The sequence below is a fragment of the Shewanella xiamenensis genome, from assembly GCF_024971755.1.
GTDB lineage: Bacteria > Pseudomonadota > Gammaproteobacteria > Enterobacterales > Shewanellaceae > Shewanella > Shewanella xiamenensis.
In genome coordinates, this window is the sequence record NZ_CP079718.1 from 3,504,714 (window position 1) to 3,528,488 (window position 23,775).

General features: G+C 50.0%; 10 protein-coding genes. 7 read left to right on the forward strand and 3 right to left on the reverse strand.

The genetic code is table 11. From position 1 onward, the window contains the following. Positions 1-47 precede the first annotated feature (47 nt). Both KXJ80_RS16660 and KXJ80_RS16665 read right to left on the reverse strand, forming a co-directional pair. Positions 48-593, reverse strand: coding sequence for a hypothetical protein (locus KXJ80_RS16660; RefSeq protein ID WP_047537003.1), 546 nt, complete (start codon positions 591-593; stop codon positions 48-50). Between the two features lie 159 nt (positions 594-752). Next, positions 753-1,751 carry a 4'-phosphopantetheinyl transferase family protein gene (locus KXJ80_RS16665; RefSeq protein WP_172590986.1) on the reverse strand — a complete coding sequence of 333 codons (999 nt, stop codon included), beginning with the start codon at positions 1,749-1,751 and terminating at the stop codon, positions 753-755. 369 nt (positions 1,752-2,120) lie between these two features. On the opposite strand from KXJ80_RS16665, the gene KXJ80_RS16670 reads away from it, so the two are divergent. The 5 genes from KXJ80_RS16670 to pfaD all read left to right on the forward strand — a co-directional run bounded on the left by KXJ80_RS16670 (position 2,121) and on the right by pfaD (position 21,001). Beyond that, positions 2,121-2,990 carry a transcriptional regulator gene (locus KXJ80_RS16670; protein WP_047540437.1) on the forward strand — a complete coding sequence of 290 codons (870 nt, stop codon included), beginning with the start codon at positions 2,121-2,123 and terminating at the stop codon, positions 2,988-2,990. After that, on the forward strand, positions 2,987-10,900 hold the full coding sequence (locus KXJ80_RS16675) for a type I polyketide synthase (protein ID WP_241406837.1): 7,914 nt from the start codon (positions 2,987-2,989) through the stop codon (positions 10,898-10,900). The genes KXJ80_RS16670 and KXJ80_RS16675 overlap by 4 nt, the downstream gene beginning before the upstream one ends. 104 nt (positions 10,901-11,004) lie before the next feature. Continuing rightward, on the forward strand, positions 11,005-13,269 hold the full coding sequence (locus tag KXJ80_RS16680) for a PfaB family protein (RefSeq protein WP_445772416.1): 2,265 nt from the start codon (positions 11,005-11,007) through the stop codon (positions 13,267-13,269). Positions 13,270-13,277: 8 nt separating this feature from the next. Further along, positions 13,278-19,205 (forward strand): hotdog fold thioesterase, encoded by a 5,928-nt coding sequence (locus tag KXJ80_RS16685; RefSeq protein ID WP_173944745.1) that lies wholly within the window; start codon positions 13,278-13,280, stop codon positions 19,203-19,205. A gap of 128 nt (positions 19,206-19,333) precedes the next feature. After that, complete coding sequence (gene pfaD, locus KXJ80_RS16690) at positions 19,334-21,001, forward strand: eicosapentaenoate synthase subunit PfaD (RefSeq protein WP_047536312.1); 1,668 nt, start codon at positions 19,334-19,336, stop codon at positions 20,999-21,001. Between the two features lie 342 nt (positions 21,002-21,343). Here pfaD and KXJ80_RS16695 read toward each other — a convergent pair whose 3' ends face one another. Continuing rightward, positions 21,344-22,504, reverse strand: a complete 1,161-nt coding sequence (locus KXJ80_RS16695) for a hypothetical protein (protein WP_047536310.1) — start codon at positions 22,502-22,504, stop codon at positions 21,344-21,346. 759 nt (positions 22,505-23,263) lie between these two features. Between KXJ80_RS16695 and KXJ80_RS16700 the strand changes: the two genes are divergently transcribed. After that, positions 23,264-23,440: a DUF1328 domain-containing protein gene (locus tag KXJ80_RS16700; protein WP_011626732.1), complete on the forward strand. Its 177-nt coding sequence runs from the start codon at positions 23,264-23,266 to the stop codon at positions 23,438-23,440. A 22-nt stretch (positions 23,441-23,462) separates the two neighbouring features. Beyond that, positions 23,463-23,657 (forward strand): hypothetical protein, encoded by a 195-nt coding sequence (locus tag KXJ80_RS16705; RefSeq protein WP_023267356.1) that lies wholly within the window; start codon positions 23,463-23,465, stop codon positions 23,655-23,657. Positions 23,658-23,775 lie beyond the last annotated feature (118 nt).

The window sequence follows — 23,775 nt, forward strand, 5'->3', positions numbered from 1 at the left end:
ATATTCAGGGCGTTTTTATAGGATGAGGATGTGAAATTCACACAAGATTAGTTTGTAGAAGTCGTTGCAGCAGGAGTAGCTTTACACTCCAGTAATAACTGCTGAAAATGCGCGCCTAAATCCTGCTGGGCAAATTGCTCACTCGCCAGTGCCATTTGTTTAAGGCTTTGCATTGCTTGATCTAATCCTTGCTGCTCAATAAGGTTTTTCGCATAGGCCGCGGCATCGGCGCCCTTTTGCAGCAAGCTTGCCACTTGATCAAAACTCACCTCTTGTTCCATTAGCTTCTGTAGGTCGCCGAGTAATTCTGCCACCTTGGCCGACTCCACTAAGGCACCTTCGACATTGACTAACTTACCTAAGGGATCTTGCGTCAGTTTCTCTGTCACGCAGGCCGACACTGTGCCCGCCGCCGCACTTTGAGCCACAACATCGAGTCCGCGGCTACGAATTTGCTCAACCACTTGCTGCAGTTGCGGATCTTGAGCAAGCCATGCCTGCTCTAATTGCTGTTTTTCATCGCCACCAAAGTAGCCACAGCCACCGAGCAGCAGCAAAGTGCTAGTCGACAAAAGGCATTTGAATTTCATCATTAACAACCTTATCAGTGAGTTCTCTTACATGACTATAGCGAGCGAGGTTTAATCTAAAATGAATAATCAAGGAAGGAATAACAAACTCAGCTAAAAGAACCGTAATCTAAATTCAAAGTGACTCATTGCAAGCAAAAGCCTTATCCGCCACTGAGTACATTAGACGACTGAGCATGCCGCCAGTAATCCGGTGATACTGGTTAGCTGCATCGAAATAGTCACCCTCTCCAACCTGTCATCCTGCACTAAGCTGTCACCATCAACCAAGCTGAGCCCAAAACGATATTCCTCATCAAGTCGACCAAAATAACTCCGCCAATGTTGGGCATGGGAGCTTGTGGCATCCTGAGCAGTTTCAGGTTCAATCAGTAGCTTAATATTGGAATATAGTGGAATACGCGATGGGAGTTGAAGATAAGAACAGGGCATAGCTTGGCTCGGTGAAGCAAAGTTCTCTTGTAGCTTGAGCTCAACCCAGTGACGGGGTTCGGCAGATTGCAGCGCGCCATCATCAACCGCCAGCAAACTGTTTGGAGCTAAGTCAAAGGCAAAGGATTTCAGTGACTGTGAAAGGCCCAAACCCGTAGCCTTGATATAGGACTCCTTCAGCGCCCAAAGATCAAAAAAGCGCTGCCGCTGCGCCGCCTCGCCCTCAAGGGCTAATAAGCCTTCGGCTTCAATCGGGGAAAAATAATGATTAAGGATCGGGTAAATATTAGTGCTGGCGCGGGAGCGCTCGATATCCACTCCCAAGCCTAGACGGGGCTTCGCTGTTATAACGGCTGTGCCCTTGTCATCGTCTTGCCATAAGGCAATCAACAACCAGTCACCACTGTGGCTTAAGTTAAACTCCATGCCAGTACACAGAAACTGCTCATGGCTGAGGCCGGGTTTGCCCTTTTCACCGTATTCAAAACACCAGTCCTGCGGCGCAATCAGTCGTTGGGAGGAGTAAGGTGAAGATTCACCGCGAGATTGCAGTCCTTGGGATAAGACGCAGCGCAGCGCCGCTCGCACCAATAAGCCATTCATTTGTGCCTTGGGCGCCCGGTAACGCGCCACTTTAGCTCGCTCGTCCTCACTTAAGAGCGCCATACACGCATTCGTGCTGGCCGTATCCATTTCGGTTAATGGAATAAAAAAAAGCTCAATATTCATTAAGTTATCTCAATAACACCTGAGTTTAACGGCAGCCCTATTCTACTCAGTTCTGCTCGGCTGACGAACAATATCTGAACCTTACCAATAACCAACTGAATTTTAAAAACTATTTTTGATGAAATCGCATTTAGCTGCTTTGTTCGAAAACAATTTGATCATTAAAAAACCATTTCAAGTCCCATATGATTGTATCGAGCAAAAACCTAGGGTAATCTGCATCACCACTGTGTACTGTAAAACACACAAAAACACGGGTTTTAAGCCTCTTTTAAGCATGAGTGTTGACTCAGTTAAAATGGCAATATCATGCAGTCCCGATAGATTATGTGGGGTGAAAATAATAATGATGGGACCGCACTAACAAGTATGAGTTTTCCAAAAGTCGACACTCAAGTTTCTGATAATGCTCGTATAAAGAAATTGAGCACAGAGAAAAAGTCTCGCCATAACGCGGCAAGGCACCGTAATGCCACCACCACGCCGGAAATGCGCCACTTTATTCAGCAATCTGAATTGAGTGTCAGTCAGCTTGCCAAAATTTTAAATATTACCGAAGCCACAGTGCGTAAATGGCGTAAGCGCGAGTCAGTGAACGACAGCCCGAATACCCCACATCACCTCAATACCACCCTCACTCCAATTGAAGAATATGTGGTGGTGGGACTGAGGTATCAGCTAAAACTGCCGCTCGATAGGCTACTTAAAGCGACGCAAACCTTTATCAACCCTAATGTGTCCCGCTCGGGGTTAGCCCGCTGCCTTAAGCGTTACGGGGTATCGCGCCTCGATGAGTTTGATCAAGAACTTGTCCCTAAACAGTATTTTAATCAATTACCGATTGCCCAAGGCAGCGACGTACAAACCTATACGGTTAACTCCGAAACCTTAGCAAAAGCACTCGCACTGCCAAGCACAGATGGCGACACCGTAGTGCAAGTGGTGTCATTAACGCTGCCACCGCAATTAACCGAAGCCGAGCCTAAATCAGTGCTCCTTGGTATAGATAGCAAGACAGATTGGATTTATATCGATATTTATCAAGACAGTAACACCCAAGCGGCCAATCGCTACATCGCCTATGTGCTGAAGGATGGGCCGTTTCATCTGCGTAAATTGCTGGTGCGCAACTACCACACATTTTTAGCCCGCTTTCCTGGTGTGCAAACCCCAAAAGCCATCGCTAAATCCCTTAATAAGGCAACAGCCAGCCGCTTTGCCAGTGGAGACTCTTTATGAGCCATACCCCATCACAGCCTCAATTATCAACCGATGAAAAAGCCGATAAGAGACTGAATAAACGATTAAAAGATATGCCAATCGCCATCGTTGGCATGGCGAGTATCTTTGCGAACTCCCGCTATTTGAATAAGTTTTGGGATTTAATTTGCGACAAGATTGATGCCATCACCGACGTGCCCGAATCCCACTGGTCGATTGATGACTATTACGATGCGGATAAGTCCAAGGCCGATAAGAGCTACTGCAAACGCGGTGGGTTTATGCCTGAGGTCGACTTCAATCCGATGGAGTTTGGTCTGCCGCCTAATATTTTGGAACTCACCGACAGCTCGCAATTGCTCTCACTGGTCGTCGCCAAGGAAGTCCTACAGGATGCCAATCTGCCAGACGACTACGACCGTGACCGCATCGGCATCACCCTAGGGATTGGCGGCGGTCAAAAACTAAGCCATAGCCTCAACGCACGCCTGCAATATCCTGTGCTGAAAAAAGTATTTAAAAGCAGTGGCCTGAACGATGAAGATAGCGAACTACTGATCAAAAAATTCCAAGATCAATATGTCCACTGGGAAGAAAACTCTTTCCCCGGCTCCCTTGGCAACGTGATTGCCGGACGCATCGCCAACCGTTTCGATTTAGGTGGGATGAACTGCGTCGTCGACGCCGCCTGCGCAGGCTCGCTTGCCGCCATGCGTATGGCGCTCACCGAACTGACCGAAGGTCGCAGCGACATGATGATCACCGGCGGTGTCTGTACCGACAACTCGCCTTACATGTATATGAGTTTCTCAAAGACACCCGCCTTTACCACCAACGAGCAAATCCAACCCTTCGATATCGACTCTAAGGGCATGATGATTGGCGAAGGCATCGGCATGGTCGCCTTAAAACGCCTCGACGATGCCGAGCGCGATGGCGACCGTATCTATGCGGTAATCAAAGGCGTTGGCGCATCATCGGACGGTAAATTTAAGAGCATTTATGCGCCGCGCCCCGAAGGCCAAGCCAAGGCATTAGAGCGCGCCTATGATGACGCTGGCTTTGCGCCGCACACCGTTGGCTTGATTGAGGCCCACGGCACAGGCACAGCCGCAGGCGATGTGGCCGAATTCAATGGCTTAACCTCAGTATTATCTAAGGATAATGAGCAGTTACAGCATATCGCCTTAGGCTCAGTTAAATCTCAGGTCGGTCATACTAAGTCCACCGCGGGCACAGCGGGTGTAATTAAGGCTGCATTGGCGCTGCACCATAAAGTCTTGCCGCCAACGATTAACGTTAGTCAGCCTAACCCAAAATTAAACATTACCCACTCGCCCTTTTATCTTAATACCGAGGCGCGCCCTTGGATCCAACGCAGTGACGATACGCCGCGCCGCGCAGGGATCAGCTCCTTCGGTTTTGGGGGCACTAACTTCCATTTAGTGCTCGAAGAATATCACCCCGAGCACGCGCGCGATGACGCCTATCGCCAACGCAGCGTGGCACAAAGCTGGCTGTTTGCCGCCGCCGATAAAACCGCGCTGCTGAGCGAGTTAAAAACCGCGCTGCAGCAAGCAACTGCGGCCAAAGCAGAACTTTCTGATGCCCATTTTGTTGCCTTTGCAAAAGCCTACGCCCTGCGTGAACTAGCGCCGCAATCGGCCCGTCTTGGCTTTATCGCCAAAGACTATGCCCAGTTACAGACTCTGTTAACCCAAGCGATAGCGCAGCTAGAATCCAATAGCGCCGAGAGCTGGCAGTTACCCTCAGGGATAAGTTTTCGCGCCAAGGCCTTAGTCAATGAGCAAACCAAGGTCGCGGCCTTATTTGCCGGCCAAGGCTCGCAGTACCTGAATATGGGACTGGAAATTGCCAACAACTTCCCCGAGCTTCGCCGCCATATCCACGCCAGCGATAAAGTGTTTAGCGACCGTGGTGAGGTTGCGCTTTCAAGCGTGCTGTACCCTATCCCCGCCTTCGATGATGAATCGAGAAAAGCGCAGGAAAGTGCGTTAACCAATACCCTTTATGCCCAAAGCGCCATCGGCGCGCTTTCAATGGCGCAGTACGCCCTATTTACTCAGGCAGGTTTCGCCCCAGATATGCTCGCAGGCCATAGTTTTGGTGAACTCTCGGCTCTGTGCGCCGCTGGCGTGATCTCAATGGATGACTACATCAAGCTTGCCTTTGAACGTGGACAGGCGATGGCGCAGTCACCACAAGATGCCAACTCAAGTCGTGATGCTGGCGTCATGTATGCTGTTATTCTTAAGCAAAAACAGGATATTGAGGCTATCAACGGTTGCCTTGCGCAGTTTGAAGGCGTCAAAGTTGCCAACTACAACTCACCCACTCAGCTGGTGATTGCAGGCGCTAGTGCCGCCACCCAACAGGCGGCTAAGGCCATTAGCGAGTTAGGCTTTAAGGCGATTGCCCTACCCGTTTCCGGTGCCTTCCACACGCCATTGGTTGCCCATGCGCAAAAGCCCTTTAGCGAAGCCATTGATAAGGCTCAGTTCAACACGCCAAAGATTGCCCTGTATGCCAATGGCACTGGTCAACTACACCCTACCGATGCCAACGCCATCAAAGCGGCCTTTAAAGATCATATGTTGCAATCGGTGCACTTTAGCGAGCAGCTAGAGGCTATGTATGCCGCAGGCGCACGGGTGTTTGTCGAGTTCGGCCCGAAAAACATTCTGCAAAAGTTGGCAGAAAATACCTTAGCTGCGCAGTTAAACGAGCTTTGCCTTATCAGCATTAACCCGAATCCCAAGGGCGATAGTGACAGCCAACTGCGCAGCGCTGCGGTGCAACTGGCGGTTGCGGGGGTAACACTGGGGGAAATCGACCCTTATCAAGCCGAATTGATTGCGCCAGCAACGCCTTCAGCCATGAATATCAAGCTCAACGCGACCAACTACATCAGCCCAGCGACCCGCAACAAAATGGTCGATTCGCTGCAATCGGGCAAAATTACCAGCCAAGTGCAGTATGTGGATCGCCTCGTTGAGAAAGTGGTTGAAAAAGTCGTTGAAAAACCAGTGATTGTCGAAAAAATTCTAGAAAAGGTTGTCGAAGTGGAAAAGCCCGTGGCACAAAATAGCAATAATATTCAACAGCAAACGCCTGCACAGCCAACCAGCTTTACCACTGGACAGGCGAATCAAGATGCCCTGAGCGCCTTTTTTGCCGCCCAAACCCAGGCCGCGCAATTACATCAACAATTTTTAGCGATCCCGCAGCAATACGGCGATACCGTCAGTGCCCTGATGGCAGAGCAAGCCAAAATGGCAAGCCTTGGCATCGCCATTCCAGAGAGCCTGCAACGCTCGATGGAGCTGTTCCACCAGCATCAGGCACAAACCCTAAAGAGCCATGCTGAATTTATGCAATTGCAGACCAGCAGCAGCCAAGCGGCATTAGCCCTACTCGGCCAAATGCCTGCGCCTCAGGTTCAAGCCCCCATTCAAGCTGCACCAGTGGCAGTTACAGCGGCAACGCCTGTCGTTCCAGCACAGGCACCTGTGGTTCAAGCGTTAGCCGCAGAGCCAAAAGCGAGTGTTGCGCCTGTGAGTGAGCCCCAAGTTCAGCAACCCCAAGTAGCACACCCACAAGTGCAAACTGTGGCGACAGCAACTAACGCGCTTTCCGAGAAGTCAGTTGTGCAGCAAATCGAGCACGCTATGCTCTCTGTGGTCGCCGATAAAACGGGTTACCCCGTTGAAATGTTAGAACTTGGCATGGATATGGAAGCCGACCTTGGTATCGATTCTATTAAGCGCGTGGAAATTCTAGGCACAGTACAGGACGAATTACCCAACCTGCCAGAACTGAGCCCTGAGGATTTAGCCGAATGCCGCACCCTAGGGGAAATTGTGGCGCTGTTTAGCCAAGCGACTTCTGTAACAGCTGCAACCTCAGTTAGCCATGCGACACCAAATGCAGTACTCGCAAGTGCAGTAGCTGCAAGCGCGGCGGTTTCTCATGACGAAATTGAGCGCACTATGATGGCGGTCGTGGCCGATAAGACTGGCTATCCCGTGGAAATGCTGGAACTTGGCATGAATATGGAAGCCGATCTGGGTATCGATTCTATCAAGCGCGTGGAAATTTTAGGCACGGTACAGGACGAGTTACCCAACCTGCCAGAACTCAGCCCTGAAGATCTCGCCGAGTGTCGCACCCTAGGGGAAATCGTGGCGCTGTTTAGCCAAGCGACTCCAGTAACAGCTGCAGCCTCAGTTAGCCATGCGACACAAAATGCAGTACTCGCAAGTACAGTTGCCGCAAGTGCGGTGGTTTCTAATGATGAAATTGAACGCACTATGATGGCGGTGGTAGCCGACAAGACGGGTTATCCCGTTGAAATGCTGGAACTCAGCATGGATATGGAAGCTGACCTTGGTATCGATTCTATCAAGCGCGTGGAAATTTTAGGCACAGTACAGGACGAGTTACCCAACCTGCCAGAACTCAGCCCAGAAGATCTTGCCGAGTGCCGCACCCTAGGCGAAATTGTGGCGCTCTTTAGCCAAGCAATTCCTCTAGTATCAACAGCCGTAACAGCTGCCGCCACTGTTAGCCATGCGACACAAAGTGCAGTCGCTGCAAGTGCGGCGGTTTCAAATGATGAGATTGAACGCACTATGATGGCGGTCGTAGCCGACAAGACTGGCTATCCCGTTGAAATGCTGGAACTTAGCATGGATATGGAAGCCGACCTTGGTATCGACTCCATTAAGCGCGTGGAAATTCTAGGCACAGTACAGGACGAATTACCGAACCTGCCAGAACTGAGCCCAGAAGATCTCGCCGAGTGCCGCACCCTAGGGGAAATTGTGGCGCTTTTTAGCCAAGCAGCTCCTGTAGTATCGACAGCCGTAACAGCTGCAGCACCAGTCAGCCATGCGACACAAAATGCTGTACTCGCAAGTGCAGTAGCAGCAAGCGCGGCGGTTTCTAATGATGAAATTGAACGCACTATGATGGCGGTCGTGGCCGATAAGACCGGCTATCCCGTTGAGATGCTTGAGCTAAGCATGGATATGGAGGCCGACCTTGGGATCGATTCTATTAAGCGCGTGGAAATTCTAGGCACGGTACAAGACCAACTGCCGAACCTACCAGAACTGAGTCCTGAGGATTTAGCCGAATGTCGCACCTTAGGTGAAATTGTCGCCCTCTATGCTGGTTCGCAATCATCAAGTGAGGCGCAACAGCAAAACCATGCTGCGCCAATTCAAGAGGCAATTGCAGAAACCGTCGAGGACACCATCGACCTGCCGCCCCATAGTGAGGTGATGCTAAAAAAGTTGCCAGCGGCGGCTGAGTTAGCGCGCATCATAGCAACTAGCGATGTTCAACTGACGGCAAACAGTTACGTCGTTATCGGCGACGATGGCCACAACGCGGGTGTGATTGCCGAAAAGCTTCACGCCCAAGGGGTTAAGGTTGCGGTTGTACGCTCACCTAAAACGGTTGTGGCCAGCGCATCGCCACTCGATAGCCATATTGCCAACTTCACGCTGAAGGCGATTGATGATGAAAGCATTTGTGAGGTCATCAATCAGATTGAAGCGCTTGGCCAAATCGCTGGTTTTATTCATCTGCAGCCACAGCATAAGTCCGTTGCCGATAAAAGTGCTGGCCTAGTGCTGGCAGACGAAGCCAAAGCCTCGGTCGAGCAAGCCTTCTTGTTCGCCAAACACTTACAACCGCTGTTAACTGAGCGCGACTACTGCCGCTTTGTCACTGTTAGCCGTATCGACGGTGGTTTTGGCTATATTGGCATGGATGAGTCGGCAGGTGCCCTCATCAGTCAGAGTGAACTCAACCAAGCGGCGCTCTCTGGACTCACTAAAACCTTAAATCACGAGTGGCCAGGAGTGGTCTGCCGCGCGCTGGATATCGCGCCAAACTTGGACGCTAAAACGGTCGCCAATGCGGTAGTGCAGGAATACTACCTCCAAGATGCGCCAGTCGAAGTCGGTATTGATAGCGAGCTTGAGCGCACCACCTTAGTTGCAGGCAATGCTGTGCTTCGCCGCAGTGGCGCCTCTCTCTCGTCTGCGGACAAAATCCTCGTCACGGGCGGCGCTAAGGGTGTTACCTTCGAGTGCGCCTTAAGTTTAGCGAAACGCTGCAAGGCACATTTTATCCTCGTGGGTCGTAGCGCCCATCAGGGGATCCCCGCTTGGGCTCTGGGTAAAAATCGCAACGAACTCAAAGCCGCTGCCATCGCACATCTGCAAAGCCTGGGTGATAAACCCACACCAAAACAAGTGGATGCCTTAGTTTGGCCAGTACAAAGCAGCCTTGAAATCAGCCATGCCTTGCAAGCCTTTGAAGCGGTTGGCGCCAGCGCCGAATACTTAAGCCTGGATGTTAACGATCCTGCCGCCATTGCCAGCATTATTGCACCTATCAGCGCCCTATCGCCCATCACGGGGATTATCCACGGCGCGGGTGTACTTGCCGATAAACATATTCAAGACAAAACCTTAAGCGAACTTGAGCGGGTTTATGGCACTAAGGTGACCGGACTTAACAATCTGCTATCGGCACTGGATCTTAGCCAGTTAACGCTTATCGCCCTGTTCTCTTCGGCGGCAGGTTTTTACGGCAATACCGGCCAGAGCGACTACGCCATGTCTAACGACATTCTCAATAAGGCTGCGCTGCAACTCGCGCAGCAATTGCCACAAGCCAAGGTGATGAGCTTCGACTGGGGTCCTTGGGATGGCGGCATGGTCAATCCTGCGCTGAAAAAGATGTTTATCGACCGTGGGGTCTATGTCATTCCACTCAAAGCCGGTGCCGAGTTATTTGCCAGCCAATTATTGAGTGATACGGGAGCGCAGCTGTTGGTCGGAACCGATATGCAGGGCAATACCGCTAATACTGTTGAAGCTGCATCAGCAAAAAAGCCTGAAGCGGATCTAACCACGGCGTTAGATCCGCAGCCTATGGCCCAAACGGTGCCGCAGAGTATTCGCGTCATGCGCAGCCTCGACCCTAAACGCATGAGCTTTATTGAGGATCATTGCATCAACGGTCATGCGGTGTTGCCAACGGTATGCGCCATCGATTGGATGCGTGAGGCCGCCAAGGCCCATTTAGGTAAGGCGGTGAGTGTCAGCGATTATCGACTACTCAAGGGAATTATCTTCTATGAGGTACTACTTGCCCGCGATGCGCCTATTGAGCTCGAACTAATGCTCACGCCGCTTGCCGACGCTACACAGCAATCGACTGAGGCGTTAACCGCGCTGATAAGCTTTGAAGGTCGCCCGCAGTATCAGGCAGTGTTAGTGGCGCAGACGGATGATACGGCAGACGTGCAGCGTTTCGAGGTTGACGAGTTACATTCTCTGATGCAGGAGATGGCACAGCAACCCGCTATCGCGAACCGTGAGTCGCTCTACAGTGATGGCACACTGTTCCATGGCCCAAGACTGCAAGGTATAAGCGAAGTGCTCGCCTTTGATGATCAGCAGCTTATCGCTAAGGTAGCACTGCCAACGGTGGCCTTAGATGACTGCGGTGAGTTTGCGCCAAATCTTGAGGATAAAGGCACACAACCCTTTGCCGAAGATCTGTTATTGCAGGCCATGCTCGTGTGGGCACGCCTTAAATATCAAGCGGCAAGCTTACCCAGTGCCATTGGCGAGTTTGTGTCCTATTCGCCCTTAGGTTTTGGCGAGAAGGCGGTATTGGTGCTGGATGTGCTCAAGCATTCGTCCCGTTCACTTGAAGCCAATATTGCCCTCTACCACCAGGATGGCCGTCTAAGCTGCGAGATGAAGCGAGCAAAAGTCACGATCAGCAAGACGCTTAACCAAGCGTTTTTGGCCAATAAACCTCAGCAACAAACGATAGTGCAGGCAGCAGTCCAAAGCACGGCCGAGGTAAGTGTTAAGTGACACTCGACCCAAGCGCAAATGCCGCATTAAGCAATGCGGCACTAAACACTCCACATCCCAATACCAAGCCACTGCGAATAGCCGTATGGCTTGGTGATGGGAGGATACAGAGTGTGCTTAGCCATGCACAAACCGATGTCAGCAAGCTGCAGCAGTTGATGGCTTGTCGAATTCAGCTCAATGTGGAAGATAAGCCACTAATTAATGAGCCATCTGATGAGCCAACACTGGTCGCCTTGATCACAGAGCAACTCGCCCATATTGCGCAAAAACAACTTATTGAAATCCGCTTTGAATATCAGCAGCAAGTCCGTAGCCTGTACCTGCTCGATGGCCTGCTTGCTGCCCAGTTACACCTGCATGCCGAGGCTTATATTTCAGCATTAGCGCAAATCCAAGCTGAAACAGCTGAAGAAACAAATACTATCAATACAAATACAGTCGAGCGCTGCTTAAACAGCGCTTTTACCTTGGCGAAACGCGATTGTACTCAGGCGGTTAATGGCTACGCGGAGGTTGGCAATCTTGCCCGTCAGTTGAATGTATTATCTCAAGCGGTTGAGGCGTTAAGTCATCGCAGCCTTAAAGGCATTGAACCAATGCTTGATGCGACTAATGCAGCGCAACTGGCTGAACAGCACGCTGAAAAGCCAGTAAAAAACGCGGAGAACGGCTATTGGTTTACCAAGCCCCATCAGGCAAGGGTGTTAAGCCTAAATCTCTTGAGTAATCCCTTGGGTAATCTCTTGGATAAAGCCCCTCAAGCGAGCACCGCCCAAAGCCTTATCTTGATCCAAGGCACTCGGCTTATCCCTCAGCAATTACTCAATGCCAACAGGCTGTTTATTCCCATCAGCGGCAATACACTTGAGTCTTTAACGGTACAGTTATCACAACTGATTGATTCATTAGATTTATCGGCAAACTTTCCCGATACAGATTGGCTTTGCAGCCAAGGCCGTGATTGGTTTAAGCGCTATCAAGCAAAGGATGAATTGGCTTTAGTACTGATGGCGGACTCCCTTGAGGAGTTAATGCAAGAAGCTAAGGCGATGCGCGCTTATATTGAAAAGACGCAACAGACTCCTGCGCCAACTCCAGCCCAAACGCCAGCGACCAATCTAGTCTTTAAGACCCCGGCGGGCAGTTATTTTGCGGCCTCGCCCCTTGGTGATAAAGGCTTAACCTTTGTCTATCCAGGGGTTGGCACAGTTTATCCGAATATGTTCAGCGACTTACACGGCTATTTCCCTGAACTTTATCGCGAGCTTGAACGCGAAGGGAATTTAGCCGCCATGTTGCAGGCCGAGGCGATTTACCAAGGCGCTGCTTATGCGAAAACCGCAATTAATGTAAGCGTAAAAGATGCAGCAGAGATGAGCTTAAGTCAGCTTGCGATTAGCGGTGTTGGCGCGAGTTACCTATTTACTCAGCTGTTGACTCAAGTCTTTACTATCCAACCGCAACTCGCTCTGGGCTATTCCATGGGTGAAGCGGCCATGTGGGCAAGTTTGGATATCTGGCAAACGCCACATGCCCTGATTAACGCCACCCAAAACAGTGCCATCTTCAATCAGGAGATTTCAGGCCCACTGCTTGCGGTGCGCCGCGATTGGCAGTTGAGTGAAGATGCACCGCTAGTATGGAATAGCTTTTTAGTGCGAGCCTCTCGCGCCGAAATTAATGCCCTACTGGCTGATTTTCCACGGGTTTATCTAGCCATCGAACAGGGCGATACCTGTATTCTCGCGGGCTGCGAAGCAAGCTGCTTACAACTCCTTAAAAGGCTGAATAAGCGTGGCATTGCCAGCAATAAAGTCACCGCCATGCATACCCCGCCCTCGCAGTCACAGCACAGTGCTATCCAAGGGTTTTATACCTTGGGCTTAAAGGCGAATGCCTGTGAGACTCAGGTGCGTTTCATTAGCGCAGCGCAGCAAAGTACAGTCAGCATCGACAGCCAAAGCATTGCCAAGAGTATCGCCGACACCTTTTGTGCGCCGCTGAATTTTACCGCGCTGATTAACGCCGCGTATCAACAAGGTGCGCGCTTATTTGTTGAAGTGGGCGCCGATCGGCAAACCAGCACACTTATCGATAAAATCGGCCGCCAACTAGAGTTGGGCGCCGATGGCGTTCAAACACAGGAACAACCGATATTTGCCATGGCATGCAATGCCAAGGGCAGCGATACGATCACCAGTTTACTCAAATGCTTAGCTCAACTTATCAGCCATAGAGTGCCACTCTCCCTTGCGCCGCTAATGCCTCAATCGGCGGATAAGGCTACAGCAAAAACGATAGCGCCACATTCTGCCAGCGCATTAGGCCATTATTCAAACGTATTCCAAGAAGGAGAACCCCTTTGAGTTCTCAAATGCATGCTCACCCGACTCTGCAAGACAGCACCGCTGTGCCAAACGACCAGCGCCAAAGCTCAAAGGCGATGCCAAAGATTGCCATCGTCGGCCTTGCCGTCCAGTATCCCGATGCCGACACACCGGAGCAGTTTTGGCAAAATCTGCTGGATAAAAAAGATTCCCGCAGTCAAATCGATGCGGTCAAACTCAATGCCAATCCAGCGGATTACCAAGGTGTTCAAGGCCAAGCCGACCGTTTTTATTGCGACAAGGGCGGCTATATCCGCAACTTTCGTTTTGCCCCACAGGGTTATCAGTTGCCGCCAGCGGCCTTTGAAGGGCTCGATGAAAGCTTTTTATGGGCATTAGATTGCAGTAAAAAAGCCCTGCTGGATGCGGGTGTGGATTTAACGGCACCATTACTTGAGCGCACAGGGATTGTAATGGGCACGCTGTCGTTCCCGACCGCAAGCTCCAATGAATTGTTTTTACCGATTTACCATCAAGCGGTTGAAAAGGCATTAAAAACCAAGCTTAATCAACCCGAATTTGCCCTCGCGCCCTTCGCCAATGCGTCGATGGCGGGCACGCAACAAGCCGCCAATGGTGCCATTGCCCACACTGCGTCTAAATTGTTAAGTGATGCCCTCGGCCTTGGCGGCGCACAGCTCAGTCTCGATGCCGCCTGCGCCAGCTCTGTCTATGCCCTCAAATTAGCCTGCGATTATTTAACCACGGGCAAAGCCGATATGATGCTCGCGGGCGCCGTATCGGGCGCCGATCCCTTCTTTATCAACATGGGATTCTCGATTTTCCACGCCTATCCAGACCATGGGATTTCGGCGCCTTTCGATAGCAATAGCAAAGGCTTATTCGCAGGTGAAGGCGCTGGCGTATTAGTGCTTAAGCGTTTAGAGGATGCCGAGCGCGATGGCGATAATATTTATGCCGTGGTCAGTGGTATTGGCTTATCGAACGATGGCAAGGGCCAATTTGTCTTAAGCCCCAACAGTAAGGGCCAAGTGCAAGCCTTCGAGCGTGCCTATGCCGCCGCCAACACCCACCCGAGCAATATCGAAGTGATTGAATGCCATGCCACCGGCACGCCGCTGGGGGATAAGGTTGAGCTCACCTCGATGGAGCGTTTTTTCGAAGATAAACTCGGCGGCACTAAGGCGCCGCTGATAGGTTCGGCCAAATCCAACCTTGGGCATTTGCTCACCGCCGCCGGCATGCCTGGGATCATGAAAATGATCTTCGCCATGCGCTCAGGCCATCTACCGCCAAGTATCAATTTAACGGCGCCGATTTCATCACCTAAGGGGCTGTTTAGCGGTAATAATCTTCCCACACAGCGTCAGGCTTGGCCCGATAAAGCGGGCAACGATCGTCGCCATGCGGGGGTGTCTGTATTTGGCTTTGGTGGCTGTAATGCCCATCTGTTGTTGGAGTCCTATCAACCGACAGCGCACAGAGCCGAGAAGCAAGCCAACAAACCAGTTTATCAGCAGCAAGCATTAACCGTTATCGGCTTGGCGTCGCACTTTGGGCCTTTGGCCTCCATCAATGCGCTGGATAAGGCGCTATTAAACCAAACGGATGCCTTTATCCCGCTGCCCGCTAAGCGATGGAAAGGCTTAGATAAACACCCCGATATCCTTAATCAGTTTGGCCTAAATCGCGCGCCCAAAGGCGCCTATATCGAGCAGTTTGATTTTGATTTTCTGCGCTTTAAAGTGCCGCCCAATGAGGATGACAGGCTTATCTCCCAGCAATTGTTGTTGATCAAAGTCGCCGATGAAGCGATTCGCGATGCCAAGTTAACCGCTGGCAGCAAGGTCGCGGTGTTAGTGGCAATGGAAACCGAGCTTGAGCTGCACCAATTCCGTGGCCGCGTGAATTTGCACACCCAACTTGCGGATAGCTTAAAGAAACAAGGCGTTCACCTCTCCAATGATGAATACCTTGCCCTCGAAGCCATCGCCATGGACAGCGTGCTCGATGCCGCCAAGCTCAATCAATATACCAGCTTTATTGGCAATATTATGGCGTCGCGTATCGCCTCGCTGTGGGATTTTAACGGCCCGGCGTTTACCATTTCAGCCGCCGAGCAATCGGTCGGTCGCTGTATCGATGTGGCGCAAAACCTACTGTCCCAAGAGGCCCTCGATGGCGTAGTGATTGCCGCTGTGGATTTAAGCGGCAGTATTGAACAGGTGATATTGAAAAACGCCGAGGTCGCCGTTGATCTCGATGCCGACAGCGCGAATCCACAGTGGAAGGTGGGTGAAGGCGCGGGCGCTATCGTGCTGACCAGCCAGCAAGCGAGCAACAGTCAACAAGCGAGCAACAGTTCACAGGCAGCTTACGGCCAAATTCGTGCTCAAGCATTTGGCACACATCATCAGCTGCCTAAGCTGCTTGATTCGCTGATAACCGAAACGGCTATCGCCAATCCTTCAGTGCCAGCTGCCATTCATATGGTTGAGCAATGTATTGCCCCAGAAGAGCAACTGCCAGCGGAGCAGTTATTAGCGCAGCTTAATCTTATGGGGACGTCATGCAATCGAGTCGCCAATACCCTTGGGCATAACTTTAGCGCTGCGGGTATGGCCAGTCTTCTGAGTGCCCTGTTAAGCCTAAAGAACGGGTCTGCGGGTTCGGATAAAAACGTCGATAAGCAGGCATTAATCTCTACTCAAAGCCAAGGAGTGAGCTCACTGCTGTTGTTAAGCCAAACTGCAACGCAGGCGGCGCACCTAAAGCAGCGCCTTGCGCAAGATTTAACCTTGAGTGAGCAAAAACATTTAATCAAACCAGTGACGCTCGGTGGCCGCGATATCTATCAACATATTGTGGATACGCCACTGCCCGCACTTGCCGCCATCCAAGGCAAAATGCGCCTGTTACAGCCTGTAGCACCACAGGCGACACAAACTAAGCCCATAGTAGAAGCAGCACTTGATATCACGGCAAAAAACGCCACCCCATTTGCCACACCATTAGCAGTAGAGAGCGGTATGTCATCTAACGCACCACACCAATATTCGGCGGCGCCCTTGGCGCAGGATAGGGCGTCGCAGGATAGCGCGGCACTGTTACAAAACCAGCAATTGTTGCAAAACCAGCAGCTTGCACGCGAGGCGCACTTAGCCTTTTTACAGAGCCGTGAGCAAGGGCTCAAACTGGCCGATGCGCTGTTAAAGGCACAATTATCCCAGACAACACAAACGGGGTCTGTTACAACCCATGTTGTCACCAGCGCCAATGCCGCTCCCGCTGCGGCGCAACAAGCGGTATCCGTCCCAGAACGAAAACCAGAGTTAAAACCAGATCACGCGAATGTCGCTCCCTATACGCCACCCATTCCTGCGGCTAAGCCCTGTATTTGGAACTATCAGGATCTGGTGGAATACGCCGAGGGCGACATTGCCAAGATCTTTGGTGCCGATTACGCCATCATCGACAGCTACGCACGCCGGGTGCGTCTGCCAACTTCGGATTATCTGCTAGTCTCGCGGGTGACTAAGCTCAACGCGCAAATGAACCGCTATCAGCCGAGCACTATGACCACAGAGTACGACATTCCCGTGGATGCGCCCTTCTTGGTCGATGGCCAAATTCCGTGGGCGGTGGCAGTCGAATCGGGTCAGTGCGACTTAATGCTGATCAGCTACTTAGGTATCGATTTTGAAAACAAAGGCGAGCGCGTCTATCGCCTGCTCGACTGCACCCTCACCTTCCTTGGGGATCTGCCCCGCGGCGGTGATACCCTGCGCTACGATATCTCCATCAACCACTTTGCCCGCAATGGCGATACCCTGCTGTTTTTCTTCTCCTACGAATGCTTCGTGGGCGATAAGCTGATCCTCAAGATGGACGGCGGCTGCGCGGGATTCTTTAGCGATAAAGAACTGGCCGATGGCAAAGGGGTGATCCGCACCGAGGCCGAAATTAAGCAGCGCGAGCAAGCACAAATTGCACTGGCCAATGAATATGCCCGAAACGGCAATCAGCCACGCTTCGCGCCGCTACTTAACTGCGCGCAAACGGCCTTCAGCTATGGCCAAATCCATCGTCTACTGCGCGCCGACATTGGCGGCTGTTTCGGCGGTGAACATGCGGCCCATCAGGCGAAGTTTGGTCTCCAGCCTTCACTGTGCTTCGCCTCGGAAAAATTCCTGATGATCGAGCAAGTCAGCAAGCTCGAAGTGCATGGCGGCGCTTGGGGCTTAGGCTTGATTGAAGGTCACAAGCAATTAGCCCCCGACCATTGGTATTTCCCCTGCCATTTCAAGGGCGACCAAGTGATGGCCGGCTCCCTCATGGCCGAAGGTTGTGGCCAGTTGCTGCAATTCTTTATGTTGCATATTGGTATGCACCTTGGGGTTACTAACGGTCGTTTCCAACCCCTTGAAAACGCATCGCAAAAAGTACGCTGCCGCGGTCAAGTATTGCCACAATCTGGCACGCTCACCTATCGGATGGAAGTCACCGAAATTGGCATGAGCCCTCGCCCCTATGCCAAGGCGAATATCGATATTCTGCTCAATGGTAAAGTGGTGGTGGATTTCCAAAACCTCGGGGTGATGATTAAAGAAGAAGCGGATTGCACCCGCTATTCGCAAAGCCATTCTTCGCAGAGTAGTGATACCCAAGCAGCAAATATCGACAACCAAGCGGAACAAGCGCCGCTGATGGCGCAAATCCCAGATATGGCCGCTCCCGTCAATAAAGGCGTTGTGCCGCTTAAGCATGTAAGTGCGCCGATTGCGCCAGCAGGCTCTAAGTACGCCAACCGCGTGCCCGACAGCCTGCCGTTTACGCCTTATCATTTGTTTGAGTTTGCCACTGGCGATATTGAAAACTGCTTCGGCCCCGATTTTAGTATTTACCGTGGCTTAATCCCGCCGCGTACGCCCTGCGGCGATCTGCAACTCACCACCCGAGTGGTGGCCATTGAGGGCAAACGTGGCGAGCTGAAAAAGCCATCCTCCTGTATTGCCGAGTATGAAGTGCCCAGCAATGCTTGGTATTACGCTAAAAACAGCCACCCGAGTGTGATGCCTTACTCAGTGCTGATGGAAATCTCATTGCAGCCCAATGGCTTTATCTCGGGTTATATGGGCACGACCTTAGGCTTCCCGGGGCAGGAATTATTCTTCCGCAACCTCGACGGCAGTGGCAAGTTACTGCGCGAAGTGGATTTACGCGGTAAAACCATAGTCAACGATTCGCGCCTACTGTCCACCGTGATAGCTGGCAGCAATATCATTCAAAACTTTAGTTTCGAACTGAGCTGCGATGGCGAGCCCTTCTACCGTGGCAATGCGGTTTTCGGTTACTTTAAGGCCGATGCGCTCAAAAACCAGTTGGGTATCGACAATGGTAAAATTACCCAAGCGTGGCATCTTGAGCGCGGTATTAAAGCCGACAGCCAAATCAATCTGTTAGATAGAAATGGTCGCAGTTTTGTGGCGCCGCAGGGCAAACCACACTACCGCCTCGCGGGTGGTCAGCTGAACTTTATCGACAAGGCCGAGATTGTAAAAACTGGCGGTAAGAAGGGTCTGGGATACTTGTACGCCGAGCGCACTATTGACCCGAGCGATTGGTTCTTCCAGTTCCATTTCCATCAGGATCCTGTGATGCCAGGCTCCCTCGGCGTCGAGGCGATCATCGAATTACTGCAAACCTACGCCATAGACCAAGACCTAGGCGCAGGCTTCAATAATCCGAAATTTGGCCAGATCCTGTCAGAAATTAAATGGAAGTACCGTGGTCAAATTAATCCATTAAACAAACAGATGTCGCTGGATGTGCATATCACCAGCATTGAAGATAAAGACGGTAAACGCATCATCAAGGGCGATGCCAACCTGAGTAAGGATGGCCTGCGCATTTATGAGGTAACCGATATCGCAATCTGCATCGAAGAGGCATAGCGCTAGCGCCTAACTTGCGGCATTAGCCAAAGTTAGCTTAAACAGCACACAACAGCCGCAGTGCAAGGGAATAACCCCACTGCGGCAAACAAATTCAGGCCCCAAACACCTAAAAGTGAATAGCCCAAATGACGAATACCACACTCGATAATAACGCTCTCGATAATAACAAGCTCAGTCCTTGGCCGTGGCAGGTTGATGAAGCCGCCATCAGCTTCGATATCGATTCCCTTGGCAAAAAACTTAAAGATCTCAATCAAGCCTGTTACTTAGTTAATCATGCCGAAAAAGGCCTAGGCATTGCCCAAAGCGCCGAGGTGGTCGGTCTTGCTGAACCACAGTCCAGCAATGATTTACACAAAAGCAATGGTTTGCATCCTGTGAGTGCCTTCGCCCCCGCCCTTGGCACCCAAAGCTTGGGCGACAGTAATTTTCGCCGCGTGCATGGGGTAAAATACGCCTACTACGCGGGCGCCATGGCTAACGGTATCGCCTCGGAAGAGTTAGTTATCGCCTTAGGTCAGGCGGGCATTCTGTGCTCCTTTGGCGCGGCGGGGTTAATTCCATCGCGCGTTGAAGCCGCGATTAAACGCATTCAAACAGCATTGCCCAATGGCCCCTACGCCTTTAACCTCATTCATAGCCCGAGCGAGCCAGCGCTTGAGCGTGGCAGTGTCGAACTCTTCCTTAAACATCAAGTACGTACGGTTGAAGCCTCGGCCTTCTTGGGCTTAACACCGCAAATCGTCTATTACCGCGCAGCAGGCCTGAGTCGCGATGCCAACGGCGAGATTGTGATTGGCAACAAAGTGATAGCTAAAATCAGCCGCACCGAGGTGGCGACCAAGTTTATGGAGCCCGCCCCCGTTAAGATGCTGCAACAATTAGTGAACGAAGGGCTTATCAGCGAAGACCAAATGCTAATGGCGCAATCTGTGCCCATGGCCGATGACATTACCGCCGAAGCCGACTCTGGCGGCCACACCGACAACCGCCCTCTGGTCACGCTATTGCCGACCATTTTGGCACTCAAAGATACTATTCAAGCCAAGTACCAATACAAAACGCCGATCCGAGTGGGCGCAGGTGGTGGTATCGGCACGCCCGATGCGGCGCTGGCGACCTTCAATATGGGCGCGGCCTATATTGTCACTGGCTCAATCAACCAAGCCTGTGTTGAAGCAGGTGCCAGCGAACATACCCGTAAGTTACTCGCCACCACCGAAATGGCCGATGTGACTATGGCGCCCGCCGCCGATATGTTCGAAATGGGCGTTAAGTTACAAGTAGTTAAGCGCGGCACCCTATTCCCGATGCGCGCCAATAAACTCTACGAGATTTACACCCGCTACGACTCGATTGAGGCGATTCCGCCAGAGGAAAGACAAAAGCTTGAAGAGCAAGTGTTTCGCGCCTCATTAGATGAGATTTGGGCAGGCACTGTGGCGCACTTTAATGAGCGCGATCCTAAGCAAATTGAACGCGCGCTGGATAATCCAAAACGCAAAATGGCACTGATTTTCCGTTGGTATTTGGGTCTTTCGAGCCGCTGGTCGAATACGGGCGAAGTTGGCCGCGAAATGGATTACCAGATTTGGGCAGGCCCCGCCCTCGGCGCCTTTAATGCTTGGGCAAAAGGCAGTTATTTAGATGATTACCGCGAGCGCAATGCAGTGGATTTGGCGAAGCATTTAATGCAAGGCGCCGCCTACCAAGCACGGATTAACCTGTTGTTATCCCAAGGGATAAGTATTCCAGTCAGCCTGCAACGCTGGAAACCACTACAACGCTGCTAATTCGCTTTGCTAAACCTTATCGAGCGGGTTAAGTGAAAACTTAACCCGCTTTTTTACATTCATTTTTTGGGCTTAAAACCGATTGGAGTTCCGTTTCCGCTCTGCATTGTCACTTCAGTGGCACGCCGTAAACCCATCCTAGGGGCTCAACGGAAAAATCCATTTTTCCGATGGCCCACTCTGTCACAGAACGTAGCGCGACAATCCTCGCCTGCAAGCTATGGCGTTTAATGGAGCTAAATCGATATAAAATGAATCTATCTGTCATATCATTATGAATAACATCAAGCCTAGCTTTTTGTTAAGTGCCTAAGCTTTTTATGAATTAGAATCCTAAAAAACTTAATTACATAACCCCATATACTCATAAGTCAGATCTTGCACCTCGTTTTTATCTGTGAAGCATCCATATCCTGAATAGCCACGTATAGGCGTCCGCAAGCGACAAATTTTCCCACCGCCCTCATCTAGAACACCTGCCCAATGGCCATATATTTCATCATTAGACAGAGGAGTTTGTGTAGTGGCTTGAGTTTTGTTTAGTTCAAAAAATTGCACTAGGCATGGATCAACCTTATCCCCATAAAATCGCACTGAATTATCACTACCTGATGGTGTGAAAAGGTCACTAATTGAAACACCTCCAGCATAAGAAAGATCTGGCTCTAATTCAAAAATAAAACTTATATTTTTATTCCCTTCCCTATAATATTCACCTACATATGAAACACTAAAAGTTAGTCTATTATCTGGAGCAACACGGTAATCATTTTTGTCATAAATCACATGCACAAATATTTTTCTAGCATTACTATGATTAAAAATAATATCAACATCAGTAAGCTCTAGATTCAGCCCTGTCAGATCTTTATCCTTAAAGTCACCAACAAACTGCGTCCAAGTTAGATCCTTTAAACTTGCCTTCATTAAAGCACCAAGCTCATTTAACACTCGTTGTTTATAATCTTTTGATGTAAAAAAATCAGTTGGGAAAGATGACATACTACACTGGGCATTTTTATTATAATCAAACTTTTGATCAAACTTTGCAGATGGCGTTTTCTTATTTAAATTGCTGTTATCATATTCTCCAGCATAAGTCACAATTGATTTCGAACTAAGTTGAATGAATGAATTATCAATTTGATAAAATATGTCTAAATCATTCTTCTCACCTTGTGTTAATGGTAATGACTTTATCTCACTGCCACCCAATTTTCCCGTGGATTGGACAATAAACTTGCTTGCAATTTTTGCAGTGGGATTTACTACAATCATTTTTTCATTTTGCTTATAACAACCCTTTTCGTCTTGAGAAGCCCCTCCTTTTGATGTTGTAAAATTACAGTTATTCGAAAGAGCCTCTTTTTTCACTAAGCTAATAAAATCTGCATTGCTACAATTATGACATACGTATGCTGCAGTCTTTGAGGTTATGGAACCATATGAAAAAAAGCTGATAAGCGGAAAAATTAAAAAAACACCATGAAAAAACTTTAACATCCTCATTTACAATTTCGTCCAAACTCTATTAAAGATATAATATTGCCATGTAGCCTTAGTACATAAAATACATCATTAGTATAAAAATCACGACCACTGTGAAGATGAAAAATTATCTTTTAAAAAATAAATGTAGAATCTTTAATTCACCTACAAATTGCTCTTGCTTTAAATGACTTGAATGAGAGTTATCAGAACGCGAGACAGTATCCAAGGCAATAAATTGAGTTAATTTAATTCAAGAATGGCATGTTTCGGACGAGATAAGTCATCCCGTAGTGCTTGGGTGGTACTCAGCAGTGATAGTTTTCGAACTAACACCAATAAGTAGCTATCAGCTAAGGTGAAAATTCTGGACAGAAAATATTACTACCCATTCTAAACCAACAACATCATACCCTCTCGGACTCCTCCAAAGCCATTATGCTGTTTCTCACAATTTTCTAATGGCAACTCTTACCGAATCGCAGGTAAAAATTGCCTATCTCGCTTATATCAGCAAATACTCCCGCCAATACGACATTTAAAAATTACACTAATAATCAGTAGATTAACCAAGAATTTCAAAGTTGGCATTAAGCTCGCAATATCTCCTTTGTGAGTTTATTGCGGGATTGAGTGATAACGGTATGTAAGACGCAACTTAGCACATTCAACTTACTTCACTAGCTCTCAACAACGAACTCCACTAGCTCACTCGACGTAAACATGCAGAGTGAGAGAAGACAGAAAAACCGAAATAAGACAAAGGAGGCGGCTATGTTAGGTTGGACCTTAATGTTTCTGGTTGTGGCCATTATCGCCGGACTGTTTGGATTTACGGGGATCGCTGGCGCCGCAGCGGGGATCGCAAAGATTATTTTCTTCCTATTTATTGTATTACTTGTGATTTCCCTGCTGGTCAATGCCCTTAAGGGCAAGGCACCACGCGCTTAAATTGGATAAAAGGAGAATCAATATGAAACCTATGACCATAATTACCACTGCATTTTTAGCCTTATTATTAACCTTTGGATTGTCAGCCTGTAGCGACAACCACGCCGAGGATGCAGGCGAAAAAATCGATGAAGCCATCACTGATACCGGCAATGCAATTGAAGATGCCTGTGAAGAACTGAAAGAAGGCGTTAAAGCGAAAGATACGCGCTGCTAAAACGGATGACAGCGAGTAGTGAGTCCCACAAACGAGCCTATCAGGATAACCACAGTTCAATTGAGTACCACCGAGCCACTTTATCGCGACAGTCATTGGTTACGATAAAGTGGGTTTC

What these genes read in the sequence shown, in the direction of transcription:
- KXJ80_RS16675 (WP_241406837.1), top strand. Translation starts at nt 2,987, where the DNA reads ATGAGCCATACCCCATCACAGCCTCAATTATCAACCGATGAAAAAGCC.
- KXJ80_RS16685 (WP_173944745.1), top strand. Translation starts at nt 13,278, where the DNA reads ATGCATGCTCACCCGACTCTGCAAGACAGCACCGCTGTGCCAAACGAC.
- KXJ80_RS16705 (WP_023267356.1), top strand. Translation starts at nt 23,463, where the DNA reads ATGAAACCTATGACCATAATTACCACTGCATTTTTAGCCTTATTATTA.
- pfaD (WP_047536312.1), top strand. Translation starts at nt 19,334, where the DNA reads ATGACGAATACCACACTCGATAATAACGCTCTCGATAATAACAAGCTC.
- KXJ80_RS16700 (WP_011626732.1), top strand. Translation starts at nt 23,264, where the DNA reads ATGTTAGGTTGGACCTTAATGTTTCTGGTTGTGGCCATTATCGCCGGA.
- KXJ80_RS16670 (WP_047540437.1), top strand. Translation starts at nt 2,121, where the DNA reads ATGAGTTTTCCAAAAGTCGACACTCAAGTTTCTGATAATGCTCGTATA.
- KXJ80_RS16660 (WP_047537003.1), bottom strand. Translation starts at nt 593, where the DNA reads ATGATGAAATTCAAATGCCTTTTGTCGACTAGCACTTTGCTGCTGCTC.
- KXJ80_RS16665 (WP_172590986.1), bottom strand. Translation starts at nt 1,751, where the DNA reads ATGAATATTGAGCTTTTTTTTATTCCATTAACCGAAATGGATACGGCC.
- KXJ80_RS16695 (WP_047536310.1), bottom strand. Translation starts at nt 22,504, where the DNA reads ATGTTAAAGTTTTTTCATGGTGTTTTTTTAATTTTTCCGCTTATCAGC.